This is a genomic window from Laceyella sediminis, assembly GCF_003003125.1.
GTDB lineage: Bacteria > Bacillota > Bacilli > Thermoactinomycetales > Thermoactinomycetaceae > Laceyella > Laceyella tengchongensis.
In genome coordinates, this window is the sequence record NZ_PVTZ01000003.1 from 243,295 (window position 1) to 260,257 (window position 16,963).

Genomic DNA, 16,963 nt, shown 5'->3' on the forward strand with positions numbered 1-16,963 from the left:
GAAACACCTTGCCACAAAGGCAAGGTGTTTGCTTTTACCGTTTCAACCAACTCGTCAGCTCTTCAGCTAACGTCGGGGTCATTTGGATACAAGCCTGCGCAACAACCGATTCTTTCATCGCCGTTTGGCCGGTCGCCCATGGCAAGACCGTCAGCATGTGCACGATGACCACAGTTATCACTGTGAGTTTGGCCACCGCAAACAGCACGCCTCCGGAACGGTTCAAGGTGGACACCACAGGCAGTTTAGTCACTTGATTGATCAAGGTGACCACCAAGGACAGTACAAGCCGGATGCCGATCATCAAGACAAAAAACGCCAAGACCGAATACAGCAGTTTATCCACCTTCAGGAAAGTAAGCAAAGCGGTCTGGCCTGTCTTTGGCAAAGGCCACTTTTCCGCCAAAACAGGGGCCAAATCATCGGCGAACAGATACGCAAGCCAAATGCTTACCGCATAACAGACGAGCGAGGCGGCCTGAAGCACCAACCCCCGCCGGTAACCTTGTAACACAGCCCCGATCAAGAAGAGCAGTACGATCAGATCAAACCACCCCATACGATCCTCCTACGGTTCTTCATCTTCGATCAGGTGCATGATTTCATCATGTTCTTGTTTTAATTTCAAAAACTCATCGGCAATGTTGACCGCGGACAACACGGCCAGTCGCGTCGTGTCGAGCCTGGGGTTTTTGTCGGCGATTTGCCGCATCTTCTCATCCACATGGCTGGCCACTTGGCGCATGTGCCCTGGACTCGCTTTGCCGGTTAAATTGTATTGCTGACCGTATATCTCCACACTCAATTTATTTTTCATCTTACGCCTCCTTCACAGAAGGTGAAGGCCTTTATGCCCGATGGATTCACAGGTCCAAAAAAGCCGCAATCCGTCAACGCAACTTGGCGCCAAACGTTTCTTCCAGATGGCAAATCACACGCTCATGCACTTTAGATACTTCCTCATCAGTCAACGTGCGGTCCGCCGCGCGATAAGCTAATGAGAAGGCGACATTTTTCTTGCCGACTCCAATCTGCTCTCCAGCGAAAACATCAAACAACACCACAGACTCAACCAATTCTCCGCCAGCCTGCCAAATTCCTTCTTCCAACAATCCGACCGGAACGGCTTCATCGACAACGACGGCCAGATCACGCGTAACCGCAGGAACACGCGGAATCGGCTGATACACCAACGGCCCCTCGATTGCTGCGAACAATCTCTCCACATCTAGCTGGAATGCGACAGGGCGCGAGAGATCGTGTTTTTTGGCCAGCTGCGGATGCAATTCACCAAGCAGTCCAGCAACCTCACCGCCAATCAAAATCTGGGCGGTTCGTCCCGGGTGGAAACCGTGAGGAGCGACAGCTTGATATTCCACATCAACAACACCCAAGCGAGCGAACAAAGCATCCAAAATCCCTTTGGCCTTGTAGAAATCGCCAGCAGGCAATGGCTGCTCTTTCCAGATGCCGGCGGGTTGCTTCCCAGTCAATAACCCACCCAAGACCAACCGTTCTTCTGGCAACGTCTCGTCCGCATGTCCAGGCAAGTACACATGAGCCAACTCAAAGATTTGCACTCGTTCGTTTCCATGGCGATGGTTGTATGATGCGGCTTCAATCAAGTGTGGAAGTAGGTTGCTACGCAATACAGCATGCTCCGCGCTCATCGGCATGGCCAGAGATACATGGTTCTCCACCGCAAACAAAGAGGCCACCTCTTGTTCCAGCGCCGTCGAAGTCAGGCTGTACGTCAACACCTCATGCAATCCCAAATCCATCAATGTGTGACGAATCACCCGGCGCGCCTTTTGTTCCTCAGTCAAGCCCCCAGGCGGTTGCTGACCCCACGGAAGTGTCGTCGGGATTCGGTCATATCCGTACAACCGAGCCACTTCTTCTATCAAATCCACCTCAATTGTGATGTCCGGACGCCGTGTCGGGATCTGCACAGCATACCCCTCATCGGTCACTTCGGTCGGGAACTGCAGACGACGGAAAATATCAAGCACTTCTTCTGGATCTACCTGCACGCCCAGCAGATTGACCAAGCGTTCATGGCGCAGATTGATCACCATCTCCTCAACATCGCCCACTTTTTTCACGATCGCTTCAGAAGCTACCGCACCGCCGGCGATTTGGCAGAGCAACTGCACAGCCCGCGCCAGTGCTGGCAAAATCCCTTCCGGATCGACACCTTTTTCAAAGCGAGCGCTCGCCTCGGAACGCAATCCCACTTTGCGGGAGGTTTGCCGCACCATTTGCGGATCGAAGAACGCGGATTCCAACAAGATGGTCACCGTTTCGTCGGTCACCTCGGAAGACTCTCCGCCCATGACTCCAGCTAAAGCCAAAGGCTGTTCACCGTCGGTGATGAGTAACATTTGATCGTCACATGTGCGCGTCACACCGTCTAATGTCACGATCTGTTCGCCGGACAGCGCGCGGCGGACAATGATTTGCCCCCCTTGCACGCGGTTGTAATCAAAGGCGTGCAACGGCTGGCCCGTCTCCAACATCACGTAGTTGGTAATATCCACAATATTGTTGATCGGACGAATACCCGCCGAAATCAAGCGGTTTTGCATCCATTGTGGGGACGGCCCGACTTTAATGTCATGCACCACTTGCGCCGCATAAAAAGGACAATCTTCTTCCGATTCAATGTACACGTTGATGGGTGCCTCGTATTGTAAAGGCATATCTTGCGTCATGGGCAAACGCAACTCACGGTCAAAAATAGCCGCCACTTCATAAGCAACTCCGATCATTCCCAAGCAATCGGAACGATTCGGCGTTAATTGCAATTCGATTACCTGGTCATTCATGCCCAGGAATTCTTTGATATCAATGCCAATCGGCGCGTCGGGCTCCAACACCAAAATGCCTTCAGTCTGTTCTTTCATCAGCACTTTTTCCGGGAAGCCCAATTCTTGAGCGGAACAAATCATACCATTTGACTCCACCCCGCGCAGTTTGGCTTTTTTGATGTGCAATCCGCCCGGCAATTTGGCCCCGACCAAGGCGACGGGCACCCGTTGTCCGGCGGCCACGTTTTTCGCGCCGCACACAATCTGCAACACTTGCCCTTTCCCTACGTTAACCAAACAAACATTGAGCCGATCCGCTTCGGGATGGCGTTCCACTGACATCACTTCCCCGATGATGACACCAGATACGCCGGGATCGCGGGTATAGATCACTTCCACTTCAATCCCCGTCCGATTCAGCTCTTCAGCGATATCTTCCGGAGAAATCCCTTCTAAATCCACATATTGAGACAACCATTCATACGATACTAGCATTTGATGTCACTCCTCTCACTCAGAACGAAATTGGCGCAAGAAACGCAAATCATTATTGTAAAAATGGCGAATGTCATCAACGTCGTATTTCAGCATGGCGATCCGCTCCACCCCGATTCCGAAGGCGAAACCAGAATAACGTTCCGGATTGTAGCCGGCTTTCTCCAACACGCGCGGATGAACCATGCCCGCTCCCAAGATCTCTACCCAGCCTTTTTCCGGATGATAGATATCCACTTCCACACTCGGCTCAGTGAATGGGAAATAACTGGGGCGCAACCGCATTTCGGTTCCTTCGCCAAACATCTTTTCAATTAAGGCCAACAAGACACCGTTTAACTCACTCATCGACACGCCGCGGTCAACCACCAGGCCCTCGACTTGGGTGAATTGATGTGAATGTGTCGCATCGTCATCATCGCGGCGGTACACCTTACCAGGGCAGATGATCCTTACTGGCACATGCCCTTCTTTTTTCTCCAGGGTGCGCACTTGCACCGACGAAGTGTGTGTGCGAAGCAACGTCTCCGGCGTTATGTAAAACGAATCTTGCATGTCGCGCGCCGGATGTTCTTTGGGCAGGTTCAACGCTTCAAAGTTGTATTGATCCGTCTCCACTTCCGGCCCTTCGGCGATTTCAAATCCCATGCCGATGAAGACGTCTTCCAGCTGTTCAATCACCAGATTCAATGGATGAATCGAACCCAACTTAACAGGGGTTCCCGGCAACGTGACATCAATCGTCTCTGTGGCCAGCTGCTCATTGAGCGCCGCCTCTTCAAAGGCTGATTCTTTCTCCGCGATCAACAGGTCGAGTTGTGCCCGAATCTCATTGGCCAATCCGCCGATCACCGGCCGCTCTTCCGGGGGCAAGCTCCCCATGCCGCGCAATACACTTGTTAATTCACCTTTTTTTCCCAGATACTTTACTTTTAGTTCCCTCAGTGCGTCCAAGCTCTCCGCATTAGCGATCGCAATGGCCGCTTCATCTTGCAAACTTGTTAAACGTTCGCGCATCATTGATACTCCCCTCTTTTTGATGGAAAATAAAAAAATCCCGCGTCCAAAGGGACGAGAGATTCGCGGTACCACCCTTTTTGAAAAGAAGGCAGTCTTCTCCTTCTTTTCCACTTACAGAGATAACGGTCAAACCGGTTCCCCCTACTCGCGTTCACGTTCACGTCAGTTCAGGGGACAGCTCCAGAGCGAACTTCAGCAGCCAGTTCCTTAGGAACACTTCCAGTCATGGTGTTCCCTCCCTGAAAGGATGCACTGCTTACTCTTCTCTGTCATCGCTTTTCAAATCCATTGTCAGATTAAATTATTTAATATTATAAGCTATGGCAAAGTCAACCTGCAACAGTTACCTTGCCTGAAAATGTTGCCGGATTCGTTCATACAGCAAAATCGCGCCGGTGATGGATACATTTAATGACTCGGTTCCACCCGGCATAGGGATGGTGACATCCGCATCCACCAGCGGCAGGTATTTCTCATCGACGCCTCGGCCTTCATTGCCCAGCAACAGTGCCACCCGCGCCGGAAAAGCATAATCAAAATGGTGCGTGCCAGCATGTGGATAGGCATTCACAACTGTCACTCCCCGGGACTGCAACATTGGGATCGCTTCCGCCAAATCAATCTGGATAAGCGGCATGCGAAACAACGCACCCATTGCCGAACGGACTACTTTGGCATTGAATGGATCAACCGTCCCTTTCCCCAGCAGGATGCTATCCACTCCTGCCGCTTGAGCTGTACGGATGATCGTCCCCAAGTTGCCAGGGTCTTGGACAGCGTCCAGAAGTAGCACGGTCAAATCACCATCTTTGTCTAGCCAAACGTCACGCGGCCAAACTGGCGCAGTGATGACAGCTGCCAACCCTTGCGGCGTTTCAGTGTCCACCAGCGCGGCAAATACGGCAGGAGCTAGTTCGTACACGGGCGCATCGGGCGGCAATTCCCCTTTGATGCGTTGGTAGACCTCTTCTTTATCCCTATTGACCAGCACCGCTTCAAACTGTGCAGATGCCCGCGCCGCTTCCAATAACAGGTGTTCGCCTTCAATCAACAGCGCCCTCTCTTGCGCCCGCCCTTTTCTGGTGTTCAACTTTTTCCAGCGTTTTACTTGCTCATTATGAGGAGATGTAATGGAAATGCGTTTTTTTATTGTCATTGGTCATCTGTCTTTTCCTGTAATTTTTTCAAATCGTCATTATGGCCGATCACAACCAACGTGTCACCTTTATGTATCATATCGGTCGCCGCAGGGTTAATGTTAAACTGCGACCCGTTCTTAATGGCCATCACATTGCAACCGAATTTCGCACGAATATTTAATTCCTGCAGTGTTTTCCCGTTGAAAAATTCACCGGCGATCACCTCAATGATGCTATAGTCATCGGATAGCTCGATATACTCTAGGATATTGGGTGAAATCAAGCTGTGAACTACGCGCACCCCCATGTCGCGTTCCGGGAACACCACGCGGTCGGCTCCCAATTTATTCAATACCTTGCCATGCATCTCGTTGATCGCTTTCACCACGACTTTCGGGCATCCGATTTCTTTGAGCACCAACGTAGTCAAGATGCTGGCCTGGATGTCATTGCCAATAGCGACCACCACTACGTCAAAATTGCGTATTCCCAGCGCTTTCAACGCGTTTTCATCGGTCGTGTCTGCTTCCACGGTGTGCAGTAGCACTTGGGACATATCCTGAACGCGTTGGTGGTCTTTATCAATGGCCAACACTTCGTACCCCATGGAATGAAGTGTTTTGGCCACGCTTCCTCCAAATCGGCCCAAGCCAATAATCGCAAACGTTTTACTCACTTTTGTCGCCTCCGCAAAGCCTCTGCAAATTAGCTTAACCCAAATCGTTTAGGGATAAAGTTATTTTTTCCGTAAAGACTTATGTAAAAGGGGGTTATCAGGATGAATTTTGACATTCGCGGTGCAGTAATACACAACATTCATACCATGAATCCGCAACAACTGCAAGAATTAGTGGTGGACTCTATTCAACAAGGCGAAGAAAAATTGTTGCCCGGACTGGGTGTGCTGTTCGAAGTCATCTGGAAAAACAGCTCCGACGCCGAGCGCAATCAACTCATCGAAACACTGCACGAAGCGCTTCCTAAATAAGGATTAAAAAAAAACAGGCAAGCCCGTCGTTCGTTCTTAACGAACAGGCTTGCTTTTTTCGTTATGCAGTTACAGGCAGAATCCGGGGAAACCACCAAAGCCCCCACCGAAACCCCAGCCGCCTCCGAAAAAGCCCCAGAAGCAGAAGAAGGCGATGATCAGGATGACGATGATCGCGATGGCGATGGCCGACCCTATCCCGCCAAAGCCGCCAAAACCTATGCCGCTTGTCTTCAAAGTTCCATTTTTCACAGATCGATCTCCCTTCGTTGTGACTTCAGTACTAGTCTATGTACCCACCGTCACAACAGGCTCCGGCAAATGCCAAGGGAAATATGCCCGTTTATTCTGAAGCTTCGTCTTCAACTGCGCCACTGCGGGCAAATGAGAGAAAGACAACGATCAAGATGAATGCAACCAACGCCAAAAATGGAATCGTGATAAACCCAAACCAATCAATATAGGCTTGCGCGCAAGGCACACCGACGCGGCAAGGAAGGATCGTAGCAAAACCCGGCACTTTCTGCTCCAGATAGTGCCAGAGCGAAACGCATCCCCCTAACACCGACAACGGCAAAACATAAGGGATGATACGATGGTCGTTGCGATAAGAGGCGATTCCGAGCAGAATCACTTGCGGATACATAAAAATCCGCTGATACCAGCACAGGGTACAGGGAATGAAGCCCAATACTTCACTAAAATACAAACTGCCTCCTGTGGCCACAAGCGCGACCAACCAGGCAAAGTAAAGACCGTATGTAGACAACATCCGCTTCATCGTGGATCAGATTCCCTCTCTCATTTTTTCTTCAGCTCGGCGTCAATCGCTTTTTTCAAGGCGGCATAGTCCATCGCGTTATCCATCATGACGCCGTTGATAAAGACAGTCGGAACACCGTCCACTTTATAGGTATGCGCCAACTGGTTGTCCGCGAGCACGTCTTTTTCGTATGCTTTGCTTTTGAAGTCTTTGCTCACTTGATCTGCATTCACTTCTGGAATGTTCTTCTTGACCAATTCAGTCAAAAACTCGGGAGTGGCCCAGGTTTCCGTTTCCTGCCCTTGATTTTTGTAGATAGCGTCATAAAACTTCCAGAAAGCTTCCGGATTTTGCTTGTATACCGATTCGCCCGCAATGCCAGCGGTCACGGAATCGGCACCTAAAAATTGATAATTGATAAATGCCATTTGCACTTTGCCGGTGTCGATATACTCTTTTTTCAGCAGTGGATAAATCTCATCGTGAAACATTTTGCAGGTCGGGCATTTGAAATCGCCGAATTCAACCAGCTTGATCGGCGCATTGGGGTCTCCGACGGTCGGTTGCCCGTCAAGCTTAATGTTCACTTTTTCTTTCGCCTGTTCACCGCTTTGTGTAATGGATTGGATCACCGCAAAAATGCCCAAACCCAAAAAGACCAGCAAAACGGTAACCATGGTGATCATGCCCATCCGATCAGACACGCTTTTCTTCTTGTGCTTATTGGCCATGTTTTCACACTCCTTCTTCTAGATGGTACAATAAAAATATGTAAATTTCTATATGTGCTAGCTGCCCGCTCACGCTATAGACGAACTATTCAAATTTATATTGAACCCCTTTATTTCTGATAGAATATGGTTGTATAAATGAAGACACCGGATCTCACACAACTGATAGAAAGGGGTACCCTGATGACTCAACCTGCACGGGCCCTGACCATCGCCGGTTCAGACAGTGGCGGAGGCGCTGGCATCCAAGCAGATTTAAAAACGTTCCAAGAACTCCGGGTTTTCGGCATGACCGCGATCACGGCAGTGACGGCACAAAACACCCTGGGGGTCTTTGATGTGCAAACCCTCCCTGCGGAGGCTGTCGCCAAGCAGCTAGATGCCGTGGCAACGGACATCGGCGTAGACGCGACCAAAACCGGCATGCTGGCCAATGCCGAGATTACGTCTGTTGTCGCCCGCAAAGTGAAAGAGCACCAATTGTTTCCCTTGGTGGTTGATCCAGTGATGGTCTCGACCAGTGGGCATCTGCTGTTGGATCAGGCGGCCAGAAAACAATTCATGGAAGAACTGATTCCGCTCGCTACCGTAATCACCCCCAACATCCCTGAAGCCGAAGCATTGACGGAAACGCCGCTTACCGATCTGAACGCACGCAAACAGGCGGCACAAGCCCTGCATGCACTCGGCGCCCAATCCGTGGTGATCAAAGGTGGGCATCTTGAAGATGATGATGCCGTCGATCTCTTTTATGATGGCAAAGAGTTCGTCTTCCTCCGTTCACCCCGGTTCGACACCTCTCACACTCACGGAACGGGATGCACGCTTTCGGCTGCGATTGCCGCCTATCTGGCCCGCGGCTTCACCTTGGCCAACGCCGTCTCCCAGGCGAAGCAGTTCATTTCGGCTGCCATTTCCCATGCATTTCCTCTGGGAAGCGGCCATGGGCCAACCAATCACTGGGCTCATCGCCTAGGAGGTGAGCTGTATGCCGATTAAAGCAAAAGATTTGCGCCTATACCTGGTGATGGGCAGCCAAGATTGCCTCGACCGCGATCCGGTTGCCGTGCTTCAGGCCGCCATCTCAGGGGGCATCACCTGTTTTCAGTTTCGCGAAAAACATTCCGCGCGCAATTTGCGTGAAACGGTGGAGTTGGGTCACAGCCTGCGCGCCCTCTGCCGCACACACCGGATTCCCTTTCTGGTGAATGACCGGGTGGATTTGGCTTTAATCCTCGATGCCGACGGAGTTCATCTCGGCCAAGACGACTTGCCCGTGCCCGAGGCCAAACGCATCCTTCCCCCGTCTTGCGTGATTGGGGTATCCGCCCGCAGCATCCCTGAAGCGCGACAAGCACAGCAAGAAGGGGCGGATTATATCGGCATTGGTCCCATGTTTGCCACGACGAGCAAGCCGGATGCGAAACAACCAATTGGACCAGAGGCATTAGCTGAGATTCGCCAAGCACTTGGTGACTTTCCTATCGTCGGCATCGGTGGCATCACCGTTGATAACATGGCTGCGGTGCGTCAAGCTGGGGCAGATGGCATTGCCGTCATCTCCGCCATCACTCGCGCCGACTCCCCCGAACAGGCCGCGCAACAGTTGCGCCAATGTTCCCGTTAACGCACATTCGCTCGGTCACTTGTCTCACCCGCCGACTCGACGTGGCGGGTGATTACATTCATCCGCTGATTATTCAATAAATTATGTATATTCAATTTACAACAGCAGAGAAATATAATAAAATGAAATGTAGCAACCAGGATAACTGTGTGTGGAGGTGAACCATATGAACACCTTTGTTGAACCCCGCACTTCCAAATGCAACAAATGCGGCACTCCCGATTGCCAATGCCCTGACTGCGATTGCAAAAAATAACCTAAATCCAACTTGACGATCACAACCAGTCCAGCCGGCTGGTTCTTTCTTTAGTCGTGGCTATGCATCCCGGCGACCGCAATCTCTATCGTGGTTATGCGCATTCATTAGCTTTTGCTACTATGAGCACAGAAATTTTGCACAGCCGCACTGACGTTTACAAAATTTCCATTTGCCCAAACATCATCAGAACGTTATAATACAGCACAGCGCAATTACTCGATTTTATGAAACAAGCATTAAGGAGATCCGACATGCCAGATCGCTTAGAAATGATTTTAGAGTTGGAACAATCTTTCCGCCACATGTTCCGCCAAATGCGCAAAGATATGGCGGATATCTGGGAAGAACAAATCAACGGCGCCGAATTCAATGTGCTCAAAAGTCTGCAAGACAAAAGTCCGCAAATCGTGACGGCTCTGGCGCAAGAATTTGATTGCTCCGTCAGTCACATCACTCACGTCGCCGACCATCTGGAGAAGAAAAACCTGGCTTACCGCAAGCGTTCGCAGCTAGACAAGCGCGTCGTGGAGCTTCACATCAGCAAACAGGGGCAAGACGTGATTGAAAAATTGGCACGGCGGAAAACGGAATACTACAGAGAAAAGTTTGAACACTTGGCTACCGATGAAATCGAAACCCTACTCACCCTGCTAAACAAAATTGACTGGAGCTAAGTTCGCGGTTGCCGTCATGGGTGAAAAACCGCCTTTGATGATCGGTTTAATCCTCATCGGCTCCGTTTCCGATACAAAAGACAAACCCCCCCGGTTCATCATGATCCGGGGGGTTTTGCATTATGATTGCTGTATGATTACTTCGCGTTTTTTGCGATGTTAGCCAGATCAGCAAATGCTTTCGCATCGGTTACAGCCAATTCAGCCAGCATTTTGCGGTTGATGTCGACACCAGCCACTTTCAAGCCGTGCATGAATTTGCTGTAGGACAAACCGTTCAGGCGTGCCGCAGCGTTGATCCGAGTGATCCACAGTTTGCGGAAGTCACGTTTGCGTTGGCGACGATCGCGGTAAGCGTACATCAAGGATTTCATCACTTGTTGTTTCGCCGTTTTGAACAGTCTGTGTTTGGAACCAAAATATCCTCTAGCCAGTTTCAGTACCTTTTTGCGACGAGCGCGAGTTACGGTACCACCTTTTACTCTTGCCACTGTAAATCCCTCCTGAAGTAAACCTTTCCTATCTAAGCGAACATTACATGTATGTGATCAGTTGTTTAATGCGTTTCACATCGCCGGAGTGCATAACAGCGTCTTTGCGCAGATGACGTTTGCGTTTCGCCGTTTTACCTCCAAGCAAATGGCTTTTGAACGCGTGATTGCGTTTTACTTTGCCGGTACCCGTTTTCTTAAAACGCTTTGCTGCAGCGCGTTTCGTTTTCATTTTTGGCATTGGATGCTCCTCCTTGCAACTACTGTTTCGGTGTTAAGATCATGATCATTTGGCGGCCTTCCAATTTTGGTTGGCGCTCAATATCAGAGATATCTTTCACTTCGTCGGCCAAACGATCCAAAATGCGGCGACCAATGTCTTGGTGGGTGATTTCCCGACCGCGGAAACGAATCGACAATTTGACTTTGTTTCCGCCTTGCAAGAACTTGCGCACATGGTTTAGCTTGGTCTTAACATCGTTTTCCTCGATGGTCGGACTCAGGCGCACTTCTTTGATCTGAACGATCTTCTGGTTCTTGCGAGCTTCTTTCTCCCGCTTGCTTTGCTCGTAACGGAACTTACCATAGTCCATGATACGACAAACCGGCGGTTTTGCTTGTGGGGCTATGTTCACCAGATCCAAGTTCGCTTCTTGCGCCAAATGCAACGCCTCTCTGAGCGGTTTGATACCCAATTGCGAGCCGTCGACTCCAATCAAGCGAACCTCACGAGCGCGAATCGCCTCGTTGACTTGGTGTTGTTGATCCTTGCTGATAACCTGCCACCTCCAAAAAAAATTTAGGCAAATAAAAAATGTGGGCGTCAGATAACGCCCACATTCAATTTCCCTGCGCAAACATAGGAAATGTGTCTTCCGAACCATTAACCTGCCAACTGCGTTCGCGTCGACCAGGTGAGAAGCGGGCGCCTCTGCTTTGAACAATATCATTATGTTAGCACACTGACAAGTCATATGTCAAGGATACGGCTTGTTGCTTCCTAGAATCAACGAGTATTAGCTTACCGAAAAACAGCACCGGCGTCAATTGGAAAAAAATCACCCACTATGTATACCAATCTGATCAGTTCTGCGTCACACGCCGGAATCACGCATCTTCCTGACAATGCACCGTGCGTCCGCAAAGATGACATCCTTCGCAAAGGTGCAGGCGCCCCTCAAAAATCTGAATCAGGGTGCGGATCACATTTTCTTGAGGATTCTGCGTATGCAGGCACATTTCTTGTGGAACGATCGACAACAGGGTGCTGACAATCATATCCTCACGCGAAAGGGAAAATTCAAACATCTCGTTCAACGCTTCGTTTCCCTCTTTCCATGCCAACGGCGTACCATCCGCTTGCATCAGCCGGAATGCGCCCCTCCCTTCATGGATCAGGTGGACGAAATCCAGCTTGGGCGGTTGCACCTCCACAAACGAACGCAACAAGTGGATGAATTCCTTGTATTCTTGATCCAACAAATAGTCGTGTAACGCTTCTTGCACGCATGTTGCCAGCACATAGCGATATGTTTTCATCCGGAACCGAGCGAATCCATCAATCGCCAATTCCGCCGACCCTTTCAAAAAAGAGCTGACTTGACGGGCGATTTTGTCCCGGCGGTTGGCATACACCACCTTTGCGCATTCCCAGGCGCTCGTTTCAAGCAAGCGCCTCACTCGGCCCTCAATTTGCTTCACTTCTTCCTGTTGTCGCAAGCCGTGTTCGTGTTGAATGATTTGCCGGATCATTTCCGGTTCCATGTGTTCGCAAATGAATTCGGCCACCGCTCGCCCCAGCCGTTTGCGAAATTCCCTCTCCTGAAACCGGCTGCGGCGTTCCAGTCCGATGGTGCACCTATACCGCGTTCCCCATATGGATTCATCTATATGGCAACCCAGCACATTTTCTTGGAAAAGGGCGACACATTCCTTCAAATGGGCGCTCAGACAAATGATTTTCGCACGATCATGATGATCTAGCGAGATCACATAAGCCACCTGGCTCCTCCTTCCTCCTCCCTTAAATTGATAATAGTATATGGGAGATAAAGGAAGTGTATACTTCAATTGACCAAAGAAAGACCTTGTCCTGCCCAGTCTACCTTAGGGGGAGATCCACCCCGCCGTCAGCGCCTCATCATACAAGACCTGTCCCACCAAATACACAAAGCCCAAGGCCGCCACAATGATGGCTACCGTGCCGATGAGACGGTCACCCGCCCCTCCTGTTTTTACTTTCACGCCAAACCCTTTGAGATTGAACCGCTTCTTGTACGGCCACAAGTAAGGAACCCCGGCGCTGGTCATGGTGTCGGCAATTAAATGGGACAAATATCCCAATACCACCGCCCATGTATATGTGGGCGCGATCGTATAGACGACCCAGCCCACATACGCGCAAGCCAACAGCGAATGCGTGACGGTGCGGTGGGGGACATAAGCGACCGCCGCGGCATACAGCCCCAACCAAAGCACCCATGCGGGCAAACCCTTGAGGAAATAAAACAGCACCATCACAGCACCCAAGGCAGCCAGCGCAAACGAACGGTATGTTCGTTTAAGCGAAGGGAACAAAAAATTGTTGATCATGCTCCCATCCTCATCTATGTCCGGCAAAAGCGATCCGATCACCGCTGACACTACTGTCAAGCCCAACACCGCCACATCAGCGGATTCACCCATGCCGCACGCCAAACCCACACCGGTGGCCATGCCAATCGCCGCATGTGTTTTTCCTTCCACCGATTCTTCCCTCCCTCTCTCTTTATCAAGGGGCAAACAGTTGGTAAACGTTACTATTTGGTTTCATATTAAAAATATCAAAATTGAGAAACCAAATCTATGAAATAGAGATATTTTATTGTCTTATCCTTTAAATTGATGCACTTCCACCGCTGTACGAATCGCTGACTCGATCGCCCCCTGAATCCAAGTCGGTGTGGAGGATACATGCTCGCCTGCAAAAAAGATTCTCCCCTCCGGCTTGGCCAAGTGAGAACCCAGCTCATTCTGCTGCCCAGGCCGGTACAGCACAAACGCGCCGCCACTATATTGATACTGGGACCAACTCCACGACGTTCCGGTGTCAAACGCGCGAAACACCTTTTTCCCATGCAGCTTCGCCCAATCTTCCAACGCTTGTCGCACTCGGTCTTCCTGTTTCAACGCATTCCAGGGCAAAGCGTCATCCTCCCATGTATAACTAGCCAGCACCGTGCCTGGTCCCCGCTTGCCCAAGCCATGGCTGGGATAAAATGCATAGCGCACCGGCAAATCAGTCACAATCTTGCCACCTAAATGTCCCTCCTGCTCCCAGAAACGGCGTTTAAACTGGATTCCGATCTTGGTGGCTGGTGCGTAATGCAATTCGCGAATCGCTTTGCGCTTGCCGTAGGAGAAAAGGTGCTTGGGTTCCACTTCCACCAATTGCAAAAGCGAATAAGGGACAGTAATAATCGCCACATCCCCCATCGTCTTGGCAGGCTGTTTCGTTTTCGTATGCACTGAATGGATGGTGACCGTTCCATTGCGTTGGGAGATCTTCGTCATCTTGTGGTTAAACAGGATGTCCCGCCGCAACTGAGGCAAGAACGCTTTGGGTAGCTTGTCGTTGCCACCGGTGATTTCATAAAACCGGATGTTCGGTTGATAAAGAAGCTGAAATGCTTGCAGGGTCTGAATGTACGAAAGTTGCGAAATGCCTTCGGTATCTTGCATGATCTGAATCATGTCGATCGCCTGATGAGAGAGTCTTGGGCCTACCGGATTATGTCTTAAAAACGTGTCTAGTGAATAGTGGTCGAACCGGCGCACGACGATGGGCCAGTTGCGCTTCGGATTGCGCTTGACGAAGTCGAGAATTTTCCGCGAAGCAGCCAGGAACAATTCGTCCGCGGACTTGCCCCTTTCTATAGCCGCTACGGGAAACCGCAGGATATCAGGATTGCGATCAGCCTCCTTGGCCGTTGTCCGCACCCCGTTGGTGTAAATCAGGTCATTGGGGGTCGCATTGATAAACGGATTGATCGGCAAACCAAACTTCTTGATGTAAGCCAGTGTCAACTGATGGACATTGGGGATGCGCATCGCCCCCGCTTCCAAGTATTCCCCTTGGGCAAATGGACTGCGGAGCGTGTATACGCGCCCTCCTACCCGAGAGCTGGCCTCAATGATTTTCACTTGATGTCCCGCCTGTTTCAACAGCGAGGCGGCGACCAACCCGGCCATACCAGCCCCGACAACGATCACTTTTTTGGGTTGCCGCGTTTTCCGCAACCCGTCACGAATGATGGACAACATTCGCCCCGTGCTCATATCAGTCATTTGTAACACACTCATGTCGTTTCCCCTTTGCGGTTCTGCCAAACGACAGCCCTCTAAATTTTTCCAAACTAAATTATTCATCCAAAGAAAAGGCGGTCGCGGCATCTGCCACATCTGAGCAATTCACACGGACAAACCATTATTGAAAACAAAAAAACCCCGCAACCGTTGCGGAGTTTTCTTAAAGCATCCATGCTGTTTTAGTGTATGTCTGATGAAAACATCTTTTCCCGATGAGCACCTCGCTACGCGTGATTCACCAGACACGCCTTAGTTCTGCATCACAAAGTCATGCTCGAATTGTTCGTCATCCTTAAACACGCGCAAAATGCGATAATGGGTGTTGCGTTGCGCCGGAATTTTGCCGGCTTCCCGAATCAGCCGCAAGATGAGGTTGTTGTTCACCTTGTGCGTGGTTCCCGCCGCCGAAACGACATTCTCTTCAATCATCGTGCTACCAAAATCATTGCATCCGTATTGCAGGGACAACTTGCCCACTTCTGGTCCCATCGTCACCCAGGAAGACTGCAAGTTGGGGATGTTATCCAACATGATGCGGCTGACAGCGACCGCTTTGAGGTATTCTTCCGCCCCCAGCTTTTCGCGCTTCAAATTGGTGTTGTCCGGTTGGAACGTCCAGACGATGAACGCCAAGAATCCGTTGGTTTGATCCTGCGCCTCCCGGATGCGCAACAAATGCTTGACGCGGTGCTCCAATGTCTCGCCAAAGCCGATCACCATGGTAGCGGTCGTCGTCATGCCGAGGCGTTGAGCCGTCTGCATCACATCCATCCAATCCCGCCAAGAGCCTTTTAAGCGGCTGATCTTCCGTCTGATTTCATCATCCAGAATTTCTGCTCCGCCTCCGGGAATAGAGTCCAACCCGGCTTCCTTCAATTCCCGCACAACCTCTTCCAACGACAAGCCGGAGACTTCTTTCATCTTCATCACTTCCGCTGGAGAAAAGGAGTGCATATGAATCGTTGGAAACCGTTTTTTGATTTCGCGAAGCAAATCCGTGTAGTAGGACAGCGGCAAATCTGGGTTGGTTCCACCTTGCATCAGAATTTCGGTGCCGCCAACGTCGATCGTCTCTTGTATTTTTTGGAAAATCATCTCATTCGGCAATACATAGCCTTCTTTGGAGCCCGGCGCACGGTAAAAAGCGCAAAAACGGCAATAAGTGTCACACACGTTGGTGTAGTTAATATTGCGTCCGACTACGAAGGTGGTAATCGGTTCGGGATGTCTTCTTAACATCAGCTGATTGGCCACTTGGCCCAGCTTCTCAATCTCATTGCTTTCCCATAAAGCGATCCCATCCTCAAGCCCGAGACGTTCTCCGTCCAGAGCCCGCTTCAAGATCGCATCAATGTTTGGCATGCTATCCACCCTCCAACCATTCGGTCGAAACTCGATTCAATATGCTATGTTATCACAAACAGAAAACCTTGTCTGCCCGTGCTCACAATCTGCTCCATCAACAATAAAAGCCCCCGAATTCACAACGGCATTAATCCGTGTGCATCCGGGGGCACGCATTTGGTGCTGAGGGTCGGACTCGAACCGACACGGTGGTCACCCACCGCAGGATTTTAAGTCCTGTGCGTCTGCCTATTCCGCCACCCCAGCATATTAGA

General features: G+C 50.6%; 20 protein-coding genes, 1 tRNA gene and 2 other annotated features. Of the genes, 4 read left to right on the forward strand and 17 right to left on the reverse strand.

Annotation, left to right across the window (positions count from 1 at the left end; genetic code table 11):
* Positions 1 to 34 precede the first annotated feature (34 nt).
* The 6 genes from CLV36_RS05795 to CLV36_RS05820 all read right to left on the reverse strand — a co-directional run bounded on the left by CLV36_RS05795 (position 35) and on the right by CLV36_RS05820 (position 6,140).
* Positions 35 to 559 (reverse strand): CvpA family protein, encoded by a 525-nt coding sequence (locus CLV36_RS05795; protein WP_102991896.1) that lies wholly within the window; start codon positions 557 to 559, stop codon positions 35 to 37.
* A gap of 9 nt (positions 560 to 568) precedes the next feature.
* Positions 569 to 817, reverse strand: a complete 249-nt coding sequence (gene zapA, locus CLV36_RS05800; RefSeq protein ID WP_102991895.1) for a cell division protein ZapA — start codon at positions 815 to 817, stop codon at positions 569 to 571.
* A gap of 73 nt (positions 818 to 890) precedes the next feature.
* Positions 891 to 3,305: a phenylalanine--tRNA ligase subunit beta gene (gene pheT / locus CLV36_RS05805; protein ID WP_102991894.1), complete on the reverse strand. Its 2,415-nt coding sequence runs from the start codon at positions 3,303 to 3,305 to the stop codon at positions 891 to 893.
* Positions 3,306 to 3,320: 15 nt separating this feature from the next.
* Positions 3,321 to 4,322: a phenylalanine--tRNA ligase subunit alpha gene (gene pheS / locus CLV36_RS05810; protein ID WP_102993787.1), complete on the reverse strand. Its 1,002-nt coding sequence runs from the start codon at positions 4,320 to 4,322 to the stop codon at positions 3,321 to 3,323.
* Between the two features lie 47 nt (positions 4,323 to 4,369).
* Positions 4,370 to 4,607 (reverse strand) — a binding site (T-box leader).
* A 61-nt stretch (positions 4,608 to 4,668) separates the two neighbouring features.
* On the reverse strand, positions 4,669 to 5,481 hold the full coding sequence (locus CLV36_RS05815; protein WP_106342025.1) for a TrmH family RNA methyltransferase: 813 nt from the start codon (positions 5,479 to 5,481) through the stop codon (positions 4,669 to 4,671).
* Positions 5,478 to 6,140 carry a potassium channel family protein gene (locus CLV36_RS05820; protein WP_102991892.1) on the reverse strand — a complete coding sequence of 221 codons (663 nt, stop codon included), beginning with the start codon at positions 6,138 to 6,140 and terminating at the stop codon, positions 5,478 to 5,480. The genes CLV36_RS05815 and CLV36_RS05820 overlap by 4 nt, the downstream gene beginning before the upstream one ends.
* A 102-nt stretch (positions 6,141 to 6,242) precedes the next feature.
* On the opposite strand from CLV36_RS05820, the gene sspI reads away from it, so the two are divergent.
* Positions 6,243 to 6,452, forward strand: coding sequence for a small acid-soluble spore protein SspI (gene sspI / locus CLV36_RS05825; protein ID WP_022735871.1), 210 nt, complete (start codon positions 6,243 to 6,245; stop codon positions 6,450 to 6,452).
* Between the two features lie 69 nt (positions 6,453 to 6,521).
* On the opposite strand, the gene CLV36_RS05830 is transcribed toward sspI, so the two are convergent.
* The 3 genes from CLV36_RS05830 to CLV36_RS05840 form a co-directional block, all read right to left on the reverse strand.
* The gene (locus CLV36_RS05830) at positions 6,522 to 6,704 is read right to left on the reverse strand and encodes a hypothetical protein (RefSeq protein WP_022735870.1); all 183 of its coding nucleotides are present in this window, start codon (positions 6,702 to 6,704) and stop codon (positions 6,522 to 6,524) included.
* A 91-nt stretch (positions 6,705 to 6,795) separates the two neighbouring features.
* Positions 6,796 to 7,233 carry a disulfide oxidoreductase gene (locus CLV36_RS05835; protein ID WP_181352841.1) on the reverse strand — a complete coding sequence of 146 codons (438 nt, stop codon included), beginning with the start codon at positions 7,231 to 7,233 and terminating at the stop codon, positions 6,796 to 6,798.
* Positions 7,234 to 7,253: 20 nt separating this feature from the next.
* Positions 7,254 to 7,946, reverse strand: a complete 693-nt coding sequence (locus CLV36_RS05840) for a DsbA family protein (RefSeq protein ID WP_106342026.1) — start codon at positions 7,944 to 7,946, stop codon at positions 7,254 to 7,256.
* Between the two features lie 183 nt (positions 7,947 to 8,129).
* Here CLV36_RS05840 and thiD point away from each other — a divergent pair, with 183 nt between their 5' ends.
* The 3 genes from thiD (at position 8,130) to CLV36_RS05855 (ending at position 10,506) form a co-directional block, all read left to right on the forward strand.
* Positions 8,130 to 8,945, forward strand: a complete 816-nt coding sequence (gene thiD, locus CLV36_RS05845) for a bifunctional hydroxymethylpyrimidine kinase/phosphomethylpyrimidine kinase (RefSeq protein WP_102991890.1) — start codon at positions 8,130 to 8,132, stop codon at positions 8,943 to 8,945.
* Positions 8,935 to 9,573 carry a thiamine phosphate synthase gene (gene thiE, locus CLV36_RS05850; protein ID WP_102991889.1) on the forward strand — a complete coding sequence of 213 codons (639 nt, stop codon included), beginning with the start codon at positions 8,935 to 8,937 and terminating at the stop codon, positions 9,571 to 9,573. Before thiD ends, thiE begins: the two co-directional genes overlap by 11 nt.
* 510 nt (positions 9,574 to 10,083) lie before the next feature.
* Positions 10,084 to 10,506, forward strand: coding sequence for a MarR family winged helix-turn-helix transcriptional regulator (locus tag CLV36_RS05855; RefSeq protein ID WP_181352843.1), 423 nt, complete (start codon positions 10,084 to 10,086; stop codon positions 10,504 to 10,506).
* A gap of 137 nt (positions 10,507 to 10,643) precedes the next feature.
* Here CLV36_RS05855 and rplT read toward each other — a convergent pair whose 3' ends face one another.
* From rplT to CLV36_RS05895, 8 genes are all read right to left on the reverse strand, one after another.
* Positions 10,644 to 10,997 carry a 50S ribosomal protein L20 gene (gene rplT, locus CLV36_RS05860; protein WP_022735864.1) on the reverse strand — a complete coding sequence of 118 codons (354 nt, stop codon included), beginning with the start codon at positions 10,995 to 10,997 and terminating at the stop codon, positions 10,644 to 10,646.
* Between the two features lie 43 nt (positions 10,998 to 11,040).
* The gene (gene rpmI, locus CLV36_RS05865) at positions 11,041 to 11,238 is read right to left on the reverse strand and encodes a 50S ribosomal protein L35 (RefSeq protein WP_022735863.1); all 198 of its coding nucleotides are present in this window, start codon (positions 11,236 to 11,238) and stop codon (positions 11,041 to 11,043) included.
* Between the two features lie 19 nt (positions 11,239 to 11,257).
* Positions 11,258 to 11,716, reverse strand: a complete 459-nt coding sequence (infC, locus tag CLV36_RS05870) for a translation initiation factor IF-3 (RefSeq protein WP_425436562.1) — start codon at positions 11,714 to 11,716, stop codon at positions 11,258 to 11,260.
* An 83-nt stretch (positions 11,717 to 11,799) separates the two neighbouring features.
* Positions 11,800 to 11,940, reverse strand: a sequence feature (ribosomal protein L20 leader region).
* 164 nt (positions 11,941 to 12,104) lie between these two features.
* A complete protein-coding gene (gene ytxC, locus CLV36_RS05875) occupies positions 12,105 to 12,998 on the reverse strand; it encodes a putative sporulation protein YtxC (RefSeq protein WP_102991887.1) in 894 nt (297 codons plus the stop codon).
* A gap of 105 nt (positions 12,999 to 13,103) precedes the next feature.
* Complete coding sequence (locus CLV36_RS05880) at positions 13,104 to 13,742, reverse strand: metal-dependent hydrolase (protein ID WP_102991886.1); 639 nt, start codon at positions 13,740 to 13,742, stop codon at positions 13,104 to 13,106.
* 123 nt (positions 13,743 to 13,865) lie between these two features.
* Positions 13,866 to 15,338 carry a flavin monoamine oxidase family protein gene (locus tag CLV36_RS05885; protein WP_223248050.1) on the reverse strand — a complete coding sequence of 491 codons (1,473 nt, stop codon included), beginning with the start codon at positions 15,336 to 15,338 and terminating at the stop codon, positions 13,866 to 13,868.
* A gap of 255 nt (positions 15,339 to 15,593) precedes the next feature.
* Positions 15,594 to 16,706: a cyclic dehypoxanthinyl futalosine synthase gene (gene mqnC / locus CLV36_RS05890; protein ID WP_102991885.1), complete on the reverse strand. Its 1,113-nt coding sequence runs from the start codon at positions 16,704 to 16,706 to the stop codon at positions 15,594 to 15,596.
* Positions 16,707 to 16,866: 160 nt separating this feature from the next.
* A tRNA-Leu gene (locus CLV36_RS05895) sits at positions 16,867 to 16,955 on the reverse strand.
* Positions 16,956 to 16,963 lie beyond the last annotated feature (8 nt).